Origin of the sequence: Brevundimonas sp. (assembly GCF_036400995.1) — a bacterium.
GTDB lineage: Bacteria > Pseudomonadota > Alphaproteobacteria > Caulobacterales > Caulobacteraceae > Brevundimonas.
Genome location: NZ_DASWWG010000025.1, coordinates 12,223 through 28,793 on the forward strand (window position 1 = coordinate 12,223; position 16,571 = coordinate 28,793).

Below are 16,571 nucleotides of genomic sequence, written 5' to 3' on the forward strand. Positions count from 1 at the left end.
CTTGATGCTGCAGATCCCCCCGCCGCCCCCGTCCGAGCTTCCCGAAGTCATCGTCACCGGCGCGCGCCTGCCGCCGGCCGCCGGCGAGGCCGCCTTCGCCGTCATCCGCCTGGACGACCGCGACCTGCGCGCCGAGGCGCGGCTGGACGAGGCGCTGGCCTCCGTCCCCGCCGTCTCCCTGTTCCGCCGCACCTCCAGCCTGGCGGCCAATCCGACCACGCAGGGCATCAGCCTGCGCGCCATCGCACCCTCCGGCGCGGGCCGGACGCTGGTGACGCTGGACGGCGTGCCGGTGAACGATCCCTTCGGCGGCTGGGTAATCTGGTCCCAGCTGCCGACCGAGAGCCTGTCGGGCCTCGACATCGTGCGCGGCGCGGGCGCCGGTCCCTGGGGCGCGGGCGCCCTGACCGGAGTGATCCAACTGCGCGAGCGGGACATGGGCTGGGCCGTCGACGCCTCCGTCGCCGAGCGTGGCGGCGCCCGCCTCTCGGCCTCCGGCGCGACCGACCTCGGCCCCGCGCGGATCGTCGCCTCGGGCCTCTACGAGACCAGCGACGGTTACGTCCCCGTGCGCGGCGCGGCCGCCGGGGCCGCCGACACCCCGCTCGATCTGGAGGTGCGGGCCGCCGCCGTCCGCGCCGACCTGCCCGTCGGTCCCGCCACCGTCTCCCTGCGCGCCTCGGCCTTCGAGGAGGATCGCGGCTCCGGCCTCGCCGGGGCCCGCTCGACCGCCGGCGGCAATGCGCTGTCCGCCACCGCAGCCGTCCAGCCGAACGCCGACCGTCCCGGCTGGCGCCTGCAGGTCTGGCGACGCGAAAGCGATCTGGCCAATAGCTCCGTCGCCGTCGCCGCCGACCGCGCGACGACCACTCCCGCCAACGACCAGTTCGAGACGCCCGCCGCCGGCTGGGGCCTCAACGCCGCCCTGCGCCGCGTCCGCGTCAGCGGCATCGGTCGCGTCGAATGGGAGCTGGGCGCCGACGCCCGCTTCGCCGACGGCGAGACGCACGAGAGATTCCGCTACATGGGCGGCCAGTTCACCCGCGACCGCATCGCGGGCGGCGAGACCTCCGTCATCGGCGCCTATGCCGAGGGCTCATGGACCACCGGCCCCTGGCTGATCGCCGGCGGCCTGCGCGCCGACCGGTGGGAGAACACCGGCGGCCGGCGCTTCGAGCGCGACCGCCAGACCCTCGCCGTGACGCTGGACGAGACCGATCCCGACCGCTCCGGCGAGGTGATCAGCGCCCGTCTCGGCGTCCGCCGCGACATCGGCGACGGACAGGCGATGCGACTGGCGGCCTACACCGGCTTCCGCCCCGCCACCCTGAACGAGCTGCATCGCCCCTTCCGCGTCGGCAACGACCTGACCGAGGCCAACGCCGCGCTGGAGCCCGAGACCGTCACCGGCGCCGAGGCGGGCTGGAGCTGGACCGGCGGCCGCGCGTCCCTGAACGCCACCGCCTTCTGGACCCGGCTGGACGACGCCATCGTCAACGTCACCATCGGCGAAGGTCCGGCGACCTTCCCGCGCGCGGGCTTCGTCCCGGCGGGCGGCGTCCTGCGCCAGCGCCGGAACGCCGGAACCATCGAGGCCGTCGGGCTGGAACTGGACGGACGCCTGACCGTCACCGACGCCCTGACCCTGCGCGCCGCCCTGTCGCTGACGGACGCCGAGGTGGACGGCGGAGCCGCCGCGCCCCAGCTCACCGGCCTGCGCCCCGCCCAGGCCCCGCGCTTCAGCGCCGTCGCGGGCCTCGACTGGCGCGCCACCGACCGCCTCACCCTCGCCGCCGACGCCCGCTGGGAGAGCGACCGTTTCGAGGACGACCTGAACAGCCGCGTTCTGGAGGCGGGCGGAACCCTCGACCTGCGCGCCGACTGGAGCCTGAACGACGCCACCACCCTCTGGATCAGCGCCGCCAACCTGTTCGATGCGGAGATCGAGGTGTCCGAGACCGGAACCGGCGTCGCCGGCTACGCCCCGCCCCGCACCCTGTCTGTCGGCGTCAGACTGTCGCGTTGAGTCATCGCACTCGACGACTTGCAAACGGTTCTCAATTTCGGCATTAGCCGAGCGTGACCGACGCCGCCGCGACAGCCCCCAAGCCCAAGAAAGCCCTGAACGGCGCCCGCTCGTTCTGGCTGAAGCAGTTGCACCAGTGGCACTGGATTTCGGCGGCCGTCAGCCTGATCGGCCTGATGCTGTTCGCCATCACCGGCATCACCCTGAACCACGCCGCCTCGATCCCGGCCGAGCCGGTCACCGCGACCACCACGGCCACCCTGCCCGCGCCCCTGCTGGAGCGCCTGTCCAGCTTCCCCGAGGACACCACCGATCCGGTCCCGGACGCCGTGGCCCGCTGGGCGCAGGACGCCTTCAAGGTGAAGATCGCCGGCCGCCCGACCGAAACCACGGTCGATGAGATCTACGTCGCCCTGGCCGAGCCCGGCGGCGACGGCTGGCTGACCATCGACCGCGCCACCGGCGAGGCCTCGCGCGAACGCACCACCCGCGGCTGGATCGCCTATCTCAACGATCTCCACAAAGGCCGGAACGCGGGCAAGGTCTGGTTCTGGTTCATCGACGTCTTCGCCGCCGCCTGCATCATCTTCGCCGTCACCGGCTTCGCCCTGACCTGGATGCATGCCAGGCAGCGCCCCTCGACCTGGCCCCTGCTGGGCCTGGGCTTGCTGATCCCCGTTATCATCGCCCTGTTGTTCATTCACTGACGCCCGCCCCGGACCTCATCATGCGTAAGTTGCCTATCGCCCTGACCGCCGCCGCAGCCGCCGCCGTCGCGACCCCGGCCCTCGCCGCGGACCTGAACATCACCGTCCAGATCCCGACCCTCAACGTCGCCGCCTATCACCGCCCCTATGTCGCGGTGTGGATCGAGCGTCCGGACAACACCGCCGTGCGCACCCTCGCCGTCTGGTACGAGGTCTCCAACGTCCGCGAGGGCAAGGACTGGCTCAAGGATATGCGCACCTGGTGGCGCCGGGGCGGTCAGGCCCTGACCCTGCCGGCCGACGGCGTCTCCAGCGCCACCAAGGCGCCGGGCACGCACAACGTCCGCATCCCGGCCGCGCGTCTGCGCGACCTGCCCGCCGGCGACTACGTCATCGTCGTCGAGGCGGCCCGCGAACTGGGCGGCCGTGAAGCCGTCCGCGTCCCCTTCCGCTGGGGTCGTCCCAACACCGGCCGGGCGGCCGGAACCCGTGAACTCGGCGCCGTCACCGTCGCCGTCACCCGCTAAAGGAAGCCTGCCATGAAGAAGTCCATCGCTCTCATCGCGGCCCTCGCCGCCCTCGCCCTGCCGCTCTCGGCCCAGGCCCACCGCGCCTGGCTGGCCCCGACCTCGACCTCGCTCTCGGGCGCCGACGCCTGGGTCGGCTTCGACGCCGGCATGTCGAACGGCGTCTTCATTCCGGATCACGCCGCCATGAACCTGGGCGGTCTGGTCATCACCGCGCCGGACGGCTCGACCGCCCAGCCCGAGAACCTGGGCCGCGCCCGTTATCGCTCGACCTTCGACCTGCACCTGACCCAGCAGGGCACCTACCGCGTCGCCAACGTCATGGGCGGCGTCATGGTCAGCTACAAGCAGGGCGGCGAGCAGAAGCGCTGGCGCGGGACCGAGGCTGAAATGGCCGCCAACATCCCGGCCGACGCCACCGACGTCGTCGCCACCCGCTCGAACAGCCGCATCGAGACCTTCGTCACCCTCGGCGCCACCTCGACCGGCGCCCTGGCCCCGACCAATGAAGGCATCGAGCTGGTCCCGGTGACCCACCCGAACGCCCTCGCCGCCGGTGAGGCCGCCACCTTCAAATTCATCCGCGACGGCCAGCCGCTGGCCGGTCAGGAAGTCACCATCGCCCGCGGCGGCACCCGCTACCGCGACAACCCGGAAGAGATGACGGTCACCACCGGCGCCGACGGCTCCTTCACCGTCACCTGGCCGGAAGCGGGCATGTACTGGATCAACACCTCGGTCCGCACCGCGGCCCAGGGCGGCCAGATGGCCTCCAACGCCCAGTACAACGGCTCGCTGGAAGTCCTGCCCTGACCCGTCCCGGCGGCCCTCTGAACAGCCGCAGCGCGCCGCCCCCGATCATCGTGGGCGGCGATGCTGTGCCGCGCGCCGAGAACCGGGTCCTGATCCCGACCCACGGCCGCGCCCCGGCCCGGCCGCCGTCCACCCTGATCTGGGATTTCGCCGGCCAGACCATGGGCACCGACTGGTCCGTGCGCCTGGTCCCGCCGCAGGGTCTGGACCGCGCGACCGTGCAGTCCGCGCTCGAGGACGAACTGTCGCGCCTCATCGCCCTGTTCAGCCATTGGGACCCGCGCTCGGAGCTGGCGCGCTTCAACGCCGCGCCGGAAGGCTTCTGGGCCGTGTCCGAGCCCTTCTGGGACCTGCTGACCCGGTCCATGGACATCGCCGACGACACCGACGGCGCGGTAGATCCGACCCTCGGCGCCCTGGTGAACCTGTGGGGCTTCGGCCCGCCGGGTCCGCGCCCCGCCGACGGCTTCGGCACGGGCGTCACCGTTCCCTTCGAGGACGAGATCGAGGCCGCCCGCGCGGTCAGCGGCTGGAACCGCCTGCGCCTGAACCGTGACCAGCGGGCCGTCCAGCAGATCGGCGGCCTGCAGCTGGACCTGTCCGGCATCGCCAAGGGCCACGCCGTCGATCGCCTGTCCGACGTTCTGACCGCCCTCGGCGCCGATCACCATCTGGTCGAGATCGGCGGCGAGCTGCGCGGCCGGGGCGTCAAGCCGGACGGCCAGCCCTGGTGGGTCGAGCTGCAGCAGGCGCCGGGCGCGCCCGGGCCGCGCACCGTCGCCGCCCTGTTCGATCTGGCCGTCGCCACCTCCGGCGACTGGGTCCGCACCTACGAGGTCTACGGACAGGCCTATAGCCACACCCTCGACGGCCGCACCGGCAAGCCCGTCGCCAACGGCGTGGCCTCGGTCACCGTGCTGGCCGACACCGCCCTGTACGCCGACGCCATGGCCACCGCCCTGACCGTCATGGGCCCGGACGAGGGTCCCGCCTTCGCCGCCGCCCTGCGGATCGCCGCCGCCTTCGTCGTGCGCGGCGAGGACGGCCTGACCGAAACCGTGACCCCGGCCTTCCGGGCCATGCTCGAAGAGGGCGCGTGACCACCGATCCCGTGCGTTTGACCCTGGCGGCCGTGGCCGTCGGCCTGTGGCTGCTGAGCATCGTCGCGGTCGCCGTCAGCCGCGCGCTGGCCCGGCGCGCCGCCGCCCGCAAGGCCGCCGCCCTGTCCGGCCCGGCCGACGCCGACGCCGTGCTCGTCGCCTTCGCCAGCCAGACCGGCCTCGCCGAGGAGCTGGCCTGGATGACGGCCAGGAGCCTGTCCGACGCCGGAACGCCCGCCCGCGTCGTCCTGCTGGGCGACCTCGAACCGGCCGAGCTCAAGGCCGCCGGGCGGATGCTGGTCATCGCCTCCACCACCGGCGAGGGCGATCCGCCCGACAGCATGTCGTGGTTCGTCCGCACCGTGATGAAGGCGCCCGCCGACCTGTCCGGCCTGTCCTACGGCCTGCTGGCGCTGGGAGACCGCACCTACGCCGACTACTGCGGCTTCGGCCGCGCGCTGGACGGCTGGCTCAAGCGTTCGGGCGCCGAGCCCCTGTTCGATCACGTCGAGGTCGACGACGGCGACACCGGCGCCGTCCGCCACTGGCAGCACCAGCTGGGCCTGATCACCGGCTCGACCATTCAGGCCGACTGGACCCCGCCCGCCTATGACCGCTGGCGGCTGGTCGAGCGTCGCCTGCTCAACCCCGGCAGTCCCGGCGGCGAGGCCCATCTGCTGGCCTTCGAGCCGGTCGATCACACGCCGCACTGGGTCGCGGGCGACATCGCCGAGATCGGCCTGCCCGCCCGCGACGGCGAATCCCATGGCAGCCGCGAATACTCCGTCGCCTCCCTGCCCGCCTCGGGCCGGGCCGAGTTCATTATCCGGCGCGTGATCCGCCACGACGGATTGCCCGGCCTCGCCTCCGACTGGCTGACCCGTCGGCTGCCGACCTTCGTGCCGATCGACATGCGGATTCGCACAAACCGCAGCTTCCACGGCCCGGACGCCGCCACGCCCCTGATCCTGATCGGCAACGGCACGGGTCTGGCGGGCCTGCGCGCCCATCTGAAGGCCCGCGAGGGCCAGTCTCACGGCGGCGCCTGGCTGATGTTCGGCGAGCGCACCCGCGCCCACGACGCCTTCCTGAACGATGAGCTGGAGGCCCTGCAGGCCTCGGGCCTCCTGACCCGCCTCGACCGCGTCTTCTCCCGCGACGCCGGGGACGGCCGCTATGTGCAGTCGATCATCACGGAACAGGCCGACACCCTGAAGGACTGGCTGGCCCGCGGCGCGACGATCATGGTCTGCGGCAGCCTCGAAGGCATGTCCAAGGGCGTCCACGAGGCCCTCGAAGCCGTCATCGGCGCCGAGGCCCTGCTGGGCCTCACCGAGGCCGGGCGATATCGGCGGGACGTGTACTGAGTAGCTAGTGGCTAGTGGCTAGTGGCTAGTGGCTAGTGGCTAGTGGCTAGTGGCTAGTGGCTAGTGGCTAGTGGCTAGTGGCTAGTGGCTAGTGGCTAGTGGCTAGTGGCTAGTTTCGCAGATTCGGTAGTTGCGGAAGGGCGGCGCGGACCGGGCCGTCGCTGGCTGCCGGCCAGCCACTAGCAACTAGCAACTAGCCACTTCCAACACCCCGCCCCACACCGACCCGAGCTCCCCGCCCAAGGGAGCCCAGCCGGCGCCCTCAGACCTCCGCCCAGCGGCGCAGCAGGTTGTGATAGACCGCCGTCAGCTCCAGCACGGCGGCGTCCTTGGGGCCCTTCTCTGCGTTCACCCGCTGGATGGCCACGTCCATGCGGAAAAGGGTCTCGCGGTCGGCGTCGTCGCGGATCAGGCTCTGCAGCCAGAAGAAGCTGGCCACCCGCGCCCCGCGCGTCACGGGCGTGACCCTGTGCAGGCTCTTGGATGGGTAGAGGACCAGGTCCCCCGCCGGCAGCTTCACCGACTGCGGCCCGTACATCTCCTCGATGATCAGCTCGCCGCCGTCATACTCGTCCGGCTCGGCCAGGAAGAGGGTGCAGGACAGGTCGCTGCGGAGGCGCACGTTGCCGCGCTGGCGGATCGCATTGTCGACATGGACACCGAAATGCTCGCCGCCTTCATAGCGATTGAACAGGGGCGGAAAGATCGTGTGCGGCAGGGCCGCCGACACGAACATCGGATTGGCGTTCAGCGCCTGCAGGATCAGGCCGCCGACCTCGCGCGCCTCGGCCGAGTCCTCCGGCAGTTGCCGGTTCACCTTGGCCGTCGCCGACTGGTGGCCCGAGGTGACGTTGCCGTCCGCCCAAGGCCCCCGGTCCAGCGTCGCGCGCAGGGCGGCGACCTCGGCCTTGGAGAAGACTTCCGGAATGTGCAGCAGCATCGCCGCCTCCTCGTTGCACCCGCTTCCGGACGCGAAAAACCCGGGGGTCAGGCCATCAGGGAAGACACCTGAACCCCCGGGTTCTACGCGGCGGACCTTCGGGCCGAAATGGCCGCCGCGCAGATTTCGACGGCTGAACCCTAGTAGCGCAGGTTCAGCGTCAGCGTGGCCTGACGGGCCGGCGCCACGTCCGCGTGGTGCACGCCGTTGGTCCGCAGGATGTACTCCTCGTCGCCGGCGTTCTGGACGTTCAGCTGCAGCGAGGCGTTGTCGGTCAGGTCGTACGAGGCGAACAGGTCCAGACGGGTGTATTCCGGCGCATAGATCCGGTTCGCGCCGCCGCCGGCGCCGCCCTGGTTCCCACCGAAGCTGTCGGACACATAGTAGACGCCGCCGCCAAGGGTCAGGGCGTTCGTCACCCGGTAGGTGCTGAACAGGCTGAATGAGTGCTCGGGGGTGTTGGCCAGCGGCTGGCCTTCCAGCGGGTTCGGAACCGGCACGCCGCCGACGATGGTCACGGCGCCCTTCACCAGCTCGGAGTCCATCCAGGTGTAACCGCCGAAGACCTGCCACTCGGGGGTGATGTTGCCCGAGATGCCCAGCTCGACGCCGCGCACCTCGACTTCGCCGGCCTGCTCGAAGTCGGTCGAGGTCGGGCCGACCAGGATCTGGGCGTTCTCGCGGGTCAGGATGAAGGCCGCGCCGGACACGGCCAGACGGTCGTTGAACAGGTTGGCCTTGGCGCCGATTTCCCAGTTGGTGGTCTCTTCCGGGTCCAGGATGTCGCCCGACAGCCCGCCCGAGCCCAGCCCCGTCCCGGCGCCGCTCTGGTCGCCCGCGGCGGTGATCGGCGGCGTCGCGGCGGTCGAGTACGAGACGTAGACGCTCGAGTTCGCCGTCGGCTTGTAGACCAGCCCGACCTGGTAGTTCACGAACTCCCAGTCCGCGCCGACCGTCGTGTAGGTCGAGCCCGACGGCGTGCCCGCCGGGTTGCGGCCGTCGACCGAATACTCGTCGTAGCGGACGCCGAGGTTCAGCAGCAGGCTGTCGGTCAGCGCGATCGAGTCGAACAGCGAGACGCCGAGGCTGTCGGTCGTGGCGAAGGTGACCGGACCGCGGGTGATGGTGCCGATCCACGGATCGCTCGGGTTCGGATCGTACAGCGGGGTGCAGTCGAAGCCGGTCAGCGGCGCCGGGCAGGCCACCCCGCCGGTCGTGGTGACCGTGTACGAGGCGTTGTTGTTCTTCTCACGCGACCATTCCACGCCCGCCGACAGGTTGTGCACCAGACCGCCGGTCGAGAACTCGCCGTTCAGGGTGGTCACATTGGCCAGGGTGGTGGTCGGGTTCCAGCGCGACTTGGTCCCGCGCTTCATCCAGTAGACGCCGCCGATCAGGGCCACGCCGTTGTTGGTGATGTTCCCGCCGTCGCCCGGGTTGGTCACGACATAGTCGTTCAGGGTCTCGGAATAGCGGCTGACGTTGCGCAGGGTCCAGGCGCCGAAGGTGTGCTTCACGTCGAAGGTGAAGGTGTCGACGGTGTTGGTCAGGTAGTCGCGCGCCTCCAGCCCGTAGAAGCTGTCGTACGGCACGTCCAGGATGCCGCTGTCGGTGGTCCGGACGCCGATCTTGGTGAACAGCGGGATGCCGTAGTCGGGCATCTGGTTCGACGTCAGGTGATAGTAGCTCATGGTCGCCGAGGTCGGCGTGCCCAGACCGGCGGCCAGCGACAGGCCCAGGCCCCACTTGTCGTAATCGACCGAGTCACGGCCGGGGACGTCGCCCTCGGCGCCCATCAGGTTCAGGCGCAGGGCCGCGGTGCCGCCCAGGTCCCAGTTCTGGTCAATCGTGCCGCGCAGATAGCCGTCGGTGCCGACGCCCAGGCCGTAGTGGGTGAAGTCCTGCAGGCGCGGCGCCTTCGAACCCAGGTTGATGCTGCCGCCGCCCGAGCCGCGGCCCGAGTAGACCGAGTCCGGCCCCTTCACGACCTCGACCTGCTCGAGGTTGAACACCTCGCGCTGCTGGCCGCCCGAGTCGCGGATGCCGTCGACGAAGATGTTGTTGCCCGAGGACTGGCCGCGGATGAACGGACGGTCGGCCAGCGGCTGGCCGCCTTCACCGGCGCCGAAGGTGATGCCCGGCGAGGTGCGCAGGATGTCCTGCAGCGAGGTGGCGCCGGTCTGCTCGATGATCTGTTGCGGGATGATGGTCACCGCGCGCGGGGTGTCGACCAGCGGCGCGACGAACTCCGGCGACTGCGGCTCGCGGCGGACCTGCTGGCCCGTCACCGTGACCGTGCCCAGGGTCGTGGCTTCCTGGTCCTGCAGCGGGTCGGTCGCGACCACCGCCGGGTCCCCGGCGAGGGCGGGCGCGGCGCTGAGCAGCATGCCGGCGGCGCTGGAGGCGAAGAGGAGCGAACGGAGCGCGTCGGCGCGGCTGGTCATGGGAGTAGGTCCGGAGAGGAGAACATCTGCGAGCGGCTCGCAATATCACCTTTGCGGCACGCCGCAACCGTTTTTGCGACACATTCTCACAATTCGTCGGCGCGTGGCGTTCCAGCGTCGCCGTGGCCCTCGCGGGCGGGTCATGGCCACCGCCCGGCGGCTTTACCCGCGGTTCATCAGTGTGGCGCAACTTGGGTCAGTGAGATCGCGGTTCGCCACCCTGTCCCGGCCGACCCTGATCGGGCCCGACGCCGTCCGGAGCCCGCGCGCCCGTGCATTCGCACCGCCGGGGACCGTCCGCTGATGACCCCGCCCGCCGTTCTGCATCGACTGCTTTCGCGGCTTGATCGACTGCAGACCCGGCTGGCGTTGCTGTACGCGGCGCTCTTCTGCGTCGCCGTCTTCTCCAGCCTGTTCCTGCCCGCCCTGCTGCCGCTCGGCGGCGCCGTGACGCCCCATACGGCCGCCACGGTCGGCGGCCTCGCCGTCGCGGTGGTCGCCCTGATCGGACTGGCCGTCGGCTTCCGGGTCATGCTCCGCGATCTGCGCGACCGGGAAGACCGCCTGACCCACATCGCCCTGCATGACCACGAGACCGGCTTGCCGAACCGGCTGGCGATCGAGCGTCTCGCCGCCTCGCAGGACGGCCTCTGGGTCATCCTGATCGGCATCGACCGCTTCGAGGTGGTGCGCAACGCCATCGGCTACGACGCCATGGCCCGGCTGGTCACCGCCGTCGGACGCCGCCTCGCCGCCCTGTCGGGCGCCTCCATCTCCCGGGTCAGCGCCGCCGTGCTGGGACTGGTCGTGGTCGCCCGCGACGAGGCCGAGGCGCTGCAGATCGCCACCACCCTGTGCGAGGCCGCGCACGCCCCCTTCGACGTCGCCGGCGCGCCGGTGGACATCGCCCTGACCGCCGGGGTCGCCCGGGGCGGCGAGACCGGCGCCAGCCTGACCTCGCCGGTCGACCGCGCCGCCATCGCCGTCGCCCGCGCCCGCCGCATGCGCCGCGTCGCCGCCGGCTTCGACGCCGCCGACTACGGCGACCCGTCCGGCAATCTGTCCCTGATCTCGGAACTGATGGCCGCGCTGGACAACGGCGAGTTCTCGCTGGCCTACCAGCCCAAGTACGACTTCCGCGCCGAGCGGATCACCGGGGTCGAGGCCCTGGCCCGCTGGACCCACCCCCGCCGCGGCGTGGTGCCGCCCGACCTGTTCGTCGCCATGGCCGAGGAGACCGGCCACATCCGCCCCCTCACCGAATGGGTCGTCCGTCAGGCCATCGTCGATCAGGCCGTGCTGGCCGCCGCCGGACATGAGGTGCTGGTCTCGATCAACGTGTCCGGCCGCCTGTTGTCAGACGACGCCTTCGCCGACTTCGCCCTGCGTGAGATCGCCGGGACCGACGCGCGCCTGTGCTTCGAGATCACCGAGACGGCCGTCATGCATGACCCGGAGCGCGCCCTGGCGGTGATCAGCCGCCTGTCCGAGGCGGGCCTGCGTATCTCGCTGGACGACTACGGCTCCGGCCTGTCGTCCCTCGCCTATCTGAAGCGCATCCGCGCCGACGAACTGAAGATCGACAAGGAGTTCATCGTCGGGCTGGACCAGTCCGCCCGCGACGCCCTGCTGGTGAAGTCCACCATCGACCTGGCCCACGGCCTGGGCCTGAAGATCACCGCCGAGGGGGTCGAGACCCCGACCGCCCTGGCCCTGCTGCGCGGCATGGGGTGCGACATGGCCCAGGGCTTCCTGATCGGAAAGCCGCGTCCGCTGGCCGAGTTGCTGACCCGGCTGGAAGGCCCCGCCGTCGACGACGCCGACGACACCGCCGCCGCCTGACCTCAGGCCGCCGCGACCGCCTTCATCGACACCGCCGTATCGGCCAGCTTTCCGGCGTCCACCGGCGTCTGCCTCCCGATCATCATCCGTCCGGCCATGAACTCCGCCGGGGCGTTCACCGCCTCGACGCAGACGATGCGGTCGCCCGCCAGATGGAAGACCGCGAAGGCGCCGGCGGCCACTTCGCCCCGCACCACCTGCCGGTCCGCCTCGCCCGGCAGGCCGGCGATCTGCAGCTTCACCTCGTACTGGTCCGACCAGAACCACGGCGTCTCCGGCGCGGGAGCCGCCCGGCCGACGATGGCCGAGGCCGCCTGCTTGGCCTGCTCCAGCGCATTGGGCACGCTCTCCAGCCGGTGCATGGCCCCGCCGTGGACCGGCACGGGCCGGAAGGTGACGTCGCCGATGGCGAAGATCGACGGATCCGAGGTCCGCGCCTCCGCATCGACCACGACCCCGTTCAGGCAGGTCAGACCGGCCTCGCGCGCCAGCTGCTCGCAGGCCAGGGCGCCGACGCCCACCAGCACCGCATCGGCCTCGATCAGCCGCCCGTCGGCCAGCCGGACGCCCGCGTCCTCGAACCCGGTCACCTCGGCCGAGGTCAGGATCTCCACGCCGTGCGCGCGATGGTGTTCGGTGAAGAAGGTCGACAGGGTCTCCGACGCGACCCGGGCCAGCACCCGGTCCATCCGCTCGATGACCACCGCCTCCGCGCCCAGCGCCCGGGCCGAGGCCGCCGCCTCCAGCCCGACGTAGCCGCCGCCGACCACCGCCAGCCGCTTGCCGGACCCCAGCGCCGCCTTCAGCTTCTCGGCGTCCACCAGCGTCCGCAGCTCCAGCAGGTCCGGCCGGTCCGCGCCGGGCAGGGCCAGCCGCCGCGCCGTCGAGCCGGTGGCCAGGATCAGCACGTCGTACGGCTCCACCGTCCCGTCGGCGAAGGCCACGGTCTTGCCCGCGGGGTCGATCGCCGTAGCCGTCACCCCGGTGCGCAGGTCGATGTCCTGTTCGGCGTAGAAGCTCTCGGGGCGCAGCAGCAGCGCCTCCAGATCGGCCTCGCCCTTCAGCCAGGCCTTGGACAGCGGCGGCCGTTGATAGGGTGGCGCGGCCTCCTCGCCCGCCAGAACAATGGGGCCCTCATGGCCGTACTGGCGCAGCAGGGCCGCGGCGGTTCCGCCCGCATGTCCCGCACCGATGATCAGAACCTTCGTCATGTTTCGCAAGTAGTGCGATACAGCCGAAAACGCCAAGTCTCTCGTACGCGCTGCGCTCCGCCTTGCCGGACCGGCGGCGTCGTGCAAACGTCGTTCTGTCAAATGTTCCCGGGGGAATGAATTATGCTGGTCAGGTCTCTCATCGCCGCCACGGCCGCCCTACTGCTGGTCGTCCCCGCCGCCCAGGCGCAGGACACCTCCGCGACGGCGACCTACGGTTCCGTCCGCCTCAGCTCGGGCTTCGCGCCGGATCCGCACTCGGTCACCCTGACCGCGGGCGGCTCGCTGGACGCCTCGGGCCTCGGTTCGCCCTGCACGGGCTCCATCGCCCGCGCGCCCGACTATGAGCTGACCTATTCGGCCGGCTCGCTGCCGCTCTACATCACCTCGACCTCGTCGACGGACACGACCCTGGTCGTGAACGGCCCGGACGGCCGCTGGTACTGCAATGACGACACCAACGGGAACAACCCGCTGGTCACCTTCAACAATCCGCAGTCCGGCACCTATGACATCTGGGTCGGCACCTTCAGCGGCGGGACCGCCTCGGCGACCCTCGCCATCTCCGAGCTGTACAGCGCCGGCGGCAACGGCGGCGGCGGCGGTGGCGGTGGTGGCGGCGGCTACCCGGACACCAGCGCCCGCGCCACCTACGGCGAGACCTATCTGAGCTCCGGCTTCACGCCCGATCCCCATCAGGTCAGCGTGGTCGCCGGCGGCGGCCTGCAGGCCTCGACCGTCTCGTCCTCATGCCGCGGGTCGATCGCGACCGCGCCGGACTACCAGATCACCTACACCGCCGGCTCCCTGCCGCTGGCCATCCAGACCCGCTCCGGCGCCGACACCACCCTGGTGGTCAACGGACCGGACGGCGAGTGGTACTGCGACGACGACTCCGGTGGCGGCAACAACGCCCAAGTCTATTTCTCCAAGCCGTCCTCGGGCGTCTATGACATCTGGGTCGGCACCTACAGCGGCGGCAACCAGTCGGCGACGCTGCTGATCACGGAAGTGCCGTAGGACCCCCGGTTTTCCGGCTTCGGAACCGCTGACGGGCGTCGGGGATTGACCCTGACGCCCGTTTCGCTTTTCCACCTTGACCGTCACATGGTGTTTCAGCGCGCCCGCGGTGGTTGGCTCGGCGTGCGGAAGCGGCCAAAGACCCTTCATCCTGAAGGGTTCAACGAGTGAAGGAGCACGAATGGCGGCCCTTGTGCTGTTCGGCGGCGGCGGCGACCTCGCCATGCGGATGCTTCTGCCTTCGCTGTATTTCCTCGATCACGAAGGCCTGCTCGCCGACGATCTGAAGATCATCGGCGCGGCCCGCTCGGACGAAAGCCGCGACGAATACGTCGCCAAGGTCCGGTCCGCGGTCGAGAGCAAGGCCCGTCCGGACGAGGCCTGGTCCGAAGCCTCCTGGGCCCGCATGGAGGCCCGCCTCGACTACCTGCCGGTCGACGCCACCAGCGCCGACAGCCTGAAGCCGCTCCGGGACAAATGCGGCGACGGCGAGATCACCTCCTTCCTGGCGGTCTCCCCCTCCCTCTACGCCCGCATCGTCACGGCGATGAAGGCCGCCGGCCTGGCCGAGCGGAACTGCCGCGTGGTGCTGGAGAAGCCGGTCGGGCGCGACCTGGGCAGCTTCCGTGAGATCGACGACGCGGTCGGGCACGCCTTCCGCGAGGACCAGGTCTTCCGCATCGACCACTACCTCGGCAAGGAGACGGTCCAGAACCTGATCGCCCTGCGTTTCGGCAACACCGTGTTCGAGCCGCTGTGGAACAACCTGTCGATCGACCACGTCCAGATCACCATCGGCGAGACGGTCGGCGTCGGCGACCGCTGGCCCTACTACGACGAGTACGGCGCCCTGCGGGACATGCTGCAGAACCACATGCTGCAGCTCCTCTGCCTCGTGGCCATGGAGCCGCCGTCCGACCTCGACCCGGACTCGGTCCGCAACGAGAAGGTCAAGGTCCTGCGCTCCCTGCGCCGCATCACCCACGACGAGGCCGAGCGCGTCACCGTGCGCGGCCAGTACGTGGCGGGCGTCAGCGAAGGCCAGCCGGCCAAAGGCTATGACGAGGAGCGCGGCCAGGACTCGGACACCGAGACCTTCGTCGCCATCCGCGCCGACATCGACAACTGGCGCTGGGCGGGCGTGCCCTTCTTCATGCGCACCGGCAAGCGCCTGCCCGAGAAGCGCACCGAGATCGTCATCCAGTTCAAGCCGCTGCCGCACTCGATCTTCGACCGCGACGACCGCGGCGACGTGCAGGCCAACCGCATGATCATCGAGCTGCAGCCCGAGGAGGACATCTCCCTGACGGTGATGAACAAGCGCCCCGGCCTGGACCAGCGGATGCAGCTCCAGCCGATCAAGATGAGCCTGTCGTGGGGCGTCGGTGGAAAGGGCGACAAGCCGCCCCGTCGCCGCATCGCCTACGAGCGCCTGCTGCTGGACGCCCTGCACGGCGACTCCACCCTCTTCGTCCGTCGCGACGAGGCGGAAGAGGCGTGGAAATGGGTCGACGAGGTCTCCGAGGCCTGGGCCGACGGCGATGTGAAGCCGCAGGAATACGTCGCCGGGACCTGGGGCCCCGACGCCTCCGACATGCTGATGGCCCGCACCGGCCGCGAGTGGAACGTTTCGGATGCCTGAGATCGAGACCTTCGCCGACGGCGCCGCCTGGGCCTCCGCCTGCGCCGACCGCCTGACCGACACCCTCGCGGCCGCCGTCGCCGAAACCGGCAAGGCCGTGTTCGCGGGCGCGGGCGGCTCGACCCCCTCGCCCGTCTACCGCCTGATGGGCGCCGCGACGCTGGACTGGTCGAAGGTCGCCGTGACGCTGGTGGACGAGCGCTACGTGCCGGAGACCTCGCCGGACTCCAACGCCGCCCTGATGAAGCGCACCCTGCTGACCGGCCCGGCCGCCGCCGCCCGCTTCGTCCCCCTCTACACGCCCGAGGTCACCGTCGACCGCGCCGCCATCGTCGCCGCCCATGCGCTGGCGGCCGAGGGCGGGCGTCTGGACGCCGTCCTTCTCGGCATGGGGGAGGATGGCCATATCTGCTCCATGTTCCCCGAAAGCCCGACCCTGAAGACCCTGCTCACCCCGACGCTCAAGCCGACCGTGCTGGGCGTCCCCCACGGCCGCGACGGCCTGGCCCCCAGCCTCGAGCGCCTGTCGATCAACCTGCCGTATCTGGCGCAGGCCCGCCGCGTGGTCCTGGCCCTCACCGGCAAGCAGAAGCGGGCGGTGTTCGAACGCGAGGCCGCGGGCGATCCCGCGATCCAGCCCATCGCCGCCCTGATCGCCGCGAACGTCCCGCTTGAAGTCCTGTGGACGGAGGCCGCCGCCTGATGCCCAAGCTCCATCCCGTCGTCGCCGAGGTGACCGCCCGCATCGTCGAGCGCTCGCGCACCACCCGCACCGACTACCTGCGCCGCATGGACGCCGCCCGCGACAGCGGCGCCGGCCGCGCCAAGCTGTCCTGCGCCAACTGGGCCCACGCCTTCGCGGGCCAGACCCTCGCCGACAAGCTGACCGCCATGGGCGGCAAGCAGCCGAACGTCGGCGTCGTCACCGCCTT

At 71.1% G+C, this 16,571-nt stretch carries 13 protein-coding genes and 1 pseudogene; 11 read left to right on the forward strand and 3 right to left on the reverse strand.

Going from position 1 to position 16,571, the window contains the following annotated elements:
* Positions 1-4 precede the first annotated feature (4 nt).
* The 6 genes from VGE03_RS03410 to VGE03_RS03435 all read left to right on the forward strand — a co-directional run bounded on the left by VGE03_RS03410 (position 5) and on the right by VGE03_RS03435 (position 6,540).
* Positions 5-2,026, forward strand: coding sequence for a TonB-dependent receptor (locus VGE03_RS03410; protein WP_331045068.1), 2,022 nt, complete (start codon positions 5-7; stop codon positions 2,024-2,026).
* Positions 2,027-2,079: 53 nt separating this feature from the next.
* Positions 2,080-2,733: a PepSY-associated TM helix domain-containing protein gene (locus tag VGE03_RS03415; RefSeq protein ID WP_331045069.1), complete on the forward strand. Its 654-nt coding sequence runs from the start codon at positions 2,080-2,082 to the stop codon at positions 2,731-2,733.
* A gap of 20 nt (positions 2,734-2,753) precedes the next feature.
* Positions 2,754-3,260 carry a DUF2271 domain-containing protein gene (locus VGE03_RS03420; protein ID WP_331045070.1) on the forward strand — a complete coding sequence of 169 codons (507 nt, stop codon included), beginning with the start codon at positions 2,754-2,756 and terminating at the stop codon, positions 3,258-3,260.
* A gap of 12 nt (positions 3,261-3,272) precedes the next feature.
* On the forward strand, positions 3,273-4,073 hold the full coding sequence (locus VGE03_RS03425; protein WP_331045071.1) for a DUF4198 domain-containing protein: 801 nt from the start codon (positions 3,273-3,275) through the stop codon (positions 4,071-4,073).
* A 65-nt stretch (positions 4,074-4,138) separates the two neighbouring features.
* Positions 4,139-5,173, forward strand: coding sequence for an FAD:protein FMN transferase (locus tag VGE03_RS03430; protein ID WP_331045072.1), 1,035 nt, complete (start codon positions 4,139-4,141; stop codon positions 5,171-5,173).
* A complete protein-coding gene (locus VGE03_RS03435) occupies positions 5,170-6,540 on the forward strand; it encodes a sulfite reductase subunit alpha (RefSeq protein WP_331045073.1) in 1,371 nt (456 codons plus the stop codon). Before VGE03_RS03430 ends, VGE03_RS03435 begins: the two co-directional genes overlap by 4 nt.
* Before the next feature lie 262 nt (positions 6,541-6,802).
* On the opposite strand, the gene VGE03_RS03440 is transcribed toward VGE03_RS03435, so the two are convergent.
* Together VGE03_RS03440 and VGE03_RS03445 are read right to left on the reverse strand one after the other, a co-directional pair.
* Positions 6,803-7,480, reverse strand: a complete 678-nt coding sequence (locus VGE03_RS03440; protein ID WP_331045074.1) for a Fe2+-dependent dioxygenase — start codon at positions 7,478-7,480, stop codon at positions 6,803-6,805.
* 140 nt (positions 7,481-7,620) lie between these two features.
* Complete coding sequence (locus VGE03_RS03445) at positions 7,621-9,924, reverse strand: TonB-dependent siderophore receptor (RefSeq protein ID WP_331045075.1); 2,304 nt, start codon at positions 9,922-9,924, stop codon at positions 7,621-7,623.
* 303 nt (positions 9,925-10,227) lie between these two features.
* Here VGE03_RS03445 and VGE03_RS03450 point away from each other — a divergent pair, with 303 nt between their 5' ends.
* Entirely contained in the window at positions 10,228-11,766 is a 1,539-nt protein-coding gene (locus VGE03_RS03450; protein ID WP_331045076.1) for a bifunctional diguanylate cyclase/phosphodiesterase, read from the forward strand.
* A gap of 2 nt (positions 11,767-11,768) precedes the next feature.
* Here the strand turns inward: VGE03_RS03450 and VGE03_RS03455 are convergent, their stop codons facing one another.
* Positions 11,769-12,977: an NAD(P)/FAD-dependent oxidoreductase gene (locus VGE03_RS03455; protein WP_331045077.1), complete on the reverse strand. Its 1,209-nt coding sequence runs from the start codon at positions 12,975-12,977 to the stop codon at positions 11,769-11,771.
* A 123-nt stretch (positions 12,978-13,100) separates the two neighbouring features.
* Between VGE03_RS03455 and VGE03_RS03460 the strand changes: the two genes are divergently transcribed.
* The 4 genes and pseudogenes from VGE03_RS03460 to VGE03_RS03475 all read left to right on the forward strand — a co-directional run.
* Entirely contained in the window at positions 13,101-13,997 is an 897-nt protein-coding gene (locus VGE03_RS03460; RefSeq protein WP_331045078.1) for a peptidase, read from the forward strand.
* Positions 13,998-14,178: 181 nt separating this feature from the next.
* Positions 14,179-15,639 carry a glucose-6-phosphate dehydrogenase gene (zwf, locus tag VGE03_RS03465; RefSeq protein ID WP_331045079.1) on the forward strand — a complete coding sequence of 487 codons (1,461 nt, stop codon included), beginning with the start codon at positions 14,179-14,181 and terminating at the stop codon, positions 15,637-15,639.
* Complete coding sequence (gene pgl, locus VGE03_RS03470) at positions 15,632-16,342, forward strand: 6-phosphogluconolactonase (protein WP_331045080.1); 711 nt, start codon at positions 15,632-15,634, stop codon at positions 16,340-16,342. Before zwf ends, pgl begins: the two co-directional genes overlap by 8 nt.
* Positions 16,342-16,571 (forward strand): annotated as a pseudogene (locus VGE03_RS03475) (phosphogluconate dehydratase); the annotation flags it as partial. The gene pgl and the pseudogene VGE03_RS03475, both read left to right, overlap by 1 nt.

Excerpts from the sequence above, each read along its gene's own strand:
- VGE03_RS03410 (WP_331045068.1), top strand. The coding sequence starts at position 5 with ATGCTGCAGATCCCCCCGCCGCCCCCGTCCGAGCTTCCCGAAGTCATC.
- VGE03_RS03420 (WP_331045070.1), top strand. The coding sequence starts at position 2,754 with ATGCGTAAGTTGCCTATCGCCCTGACCGCCGCCGCAGCCGCCGCCGTC.
- VGE03_RS03425 (WP_331045071.1), top strand. The coding sequence starts at position 3,273 with ATGAAGAAGTCCATCGCTCTCATCGCGGCCCTCGCCGCCCTCGCCCTG.
- VGE03_RS03440 (WP_331045074.1), bottom strand. The coding sequence starts at position 7,480 with ATGCTGCTGCACATTCCGGAAGTCTTCTCCAAGGCCGAGGTCGCCGCC.
- VGE03_RS03445 (WP_331045075.1), bottom strand. The coding sequence starts at position 9,924 with ATGACCAGCCGCGCCGACGCGCTCCGTTCGCTCCTCTTCGCCTCCAGC.
- VGE03_RS03450 (WP_331045076.1), top strand. The coding sequence starts at position 10,228 with ATGACCCCGCCCGCCGTTCTGCATCGACTGCTTTCGCGGCTTGATCGA.
- VGE03_RS03455 (WP_331045077.1), bottom strand. The coding sequence starts at position 12,977 with ATGACGAAGGTTCTGATCATCGGTGCGGGACATGCGGGCGGAACCGCC.
- VGE03_RS03460 (WP_331045078.1), top strand. The coding sequence starts at position 13,101 with ATGCTGGTCAGGTCTCTCATCGCCGCCACGGCCGCCCTACTGCTGGTC.
- zwf (WP_331045079.1), top strand. The coding sequence starts at position 14,179 with ATGGCGGCCCTTGTGCTGTTCGGCGGCGGCGGCGACCTCGCCATGCGG.
- pgl (WP_331045080.1), top strand. The coding sequence starts at position 15,632 with ATGCCTGAGATCGAGACCTTCGCCGACGGCGCCGCCTGGGCCTCCGCC.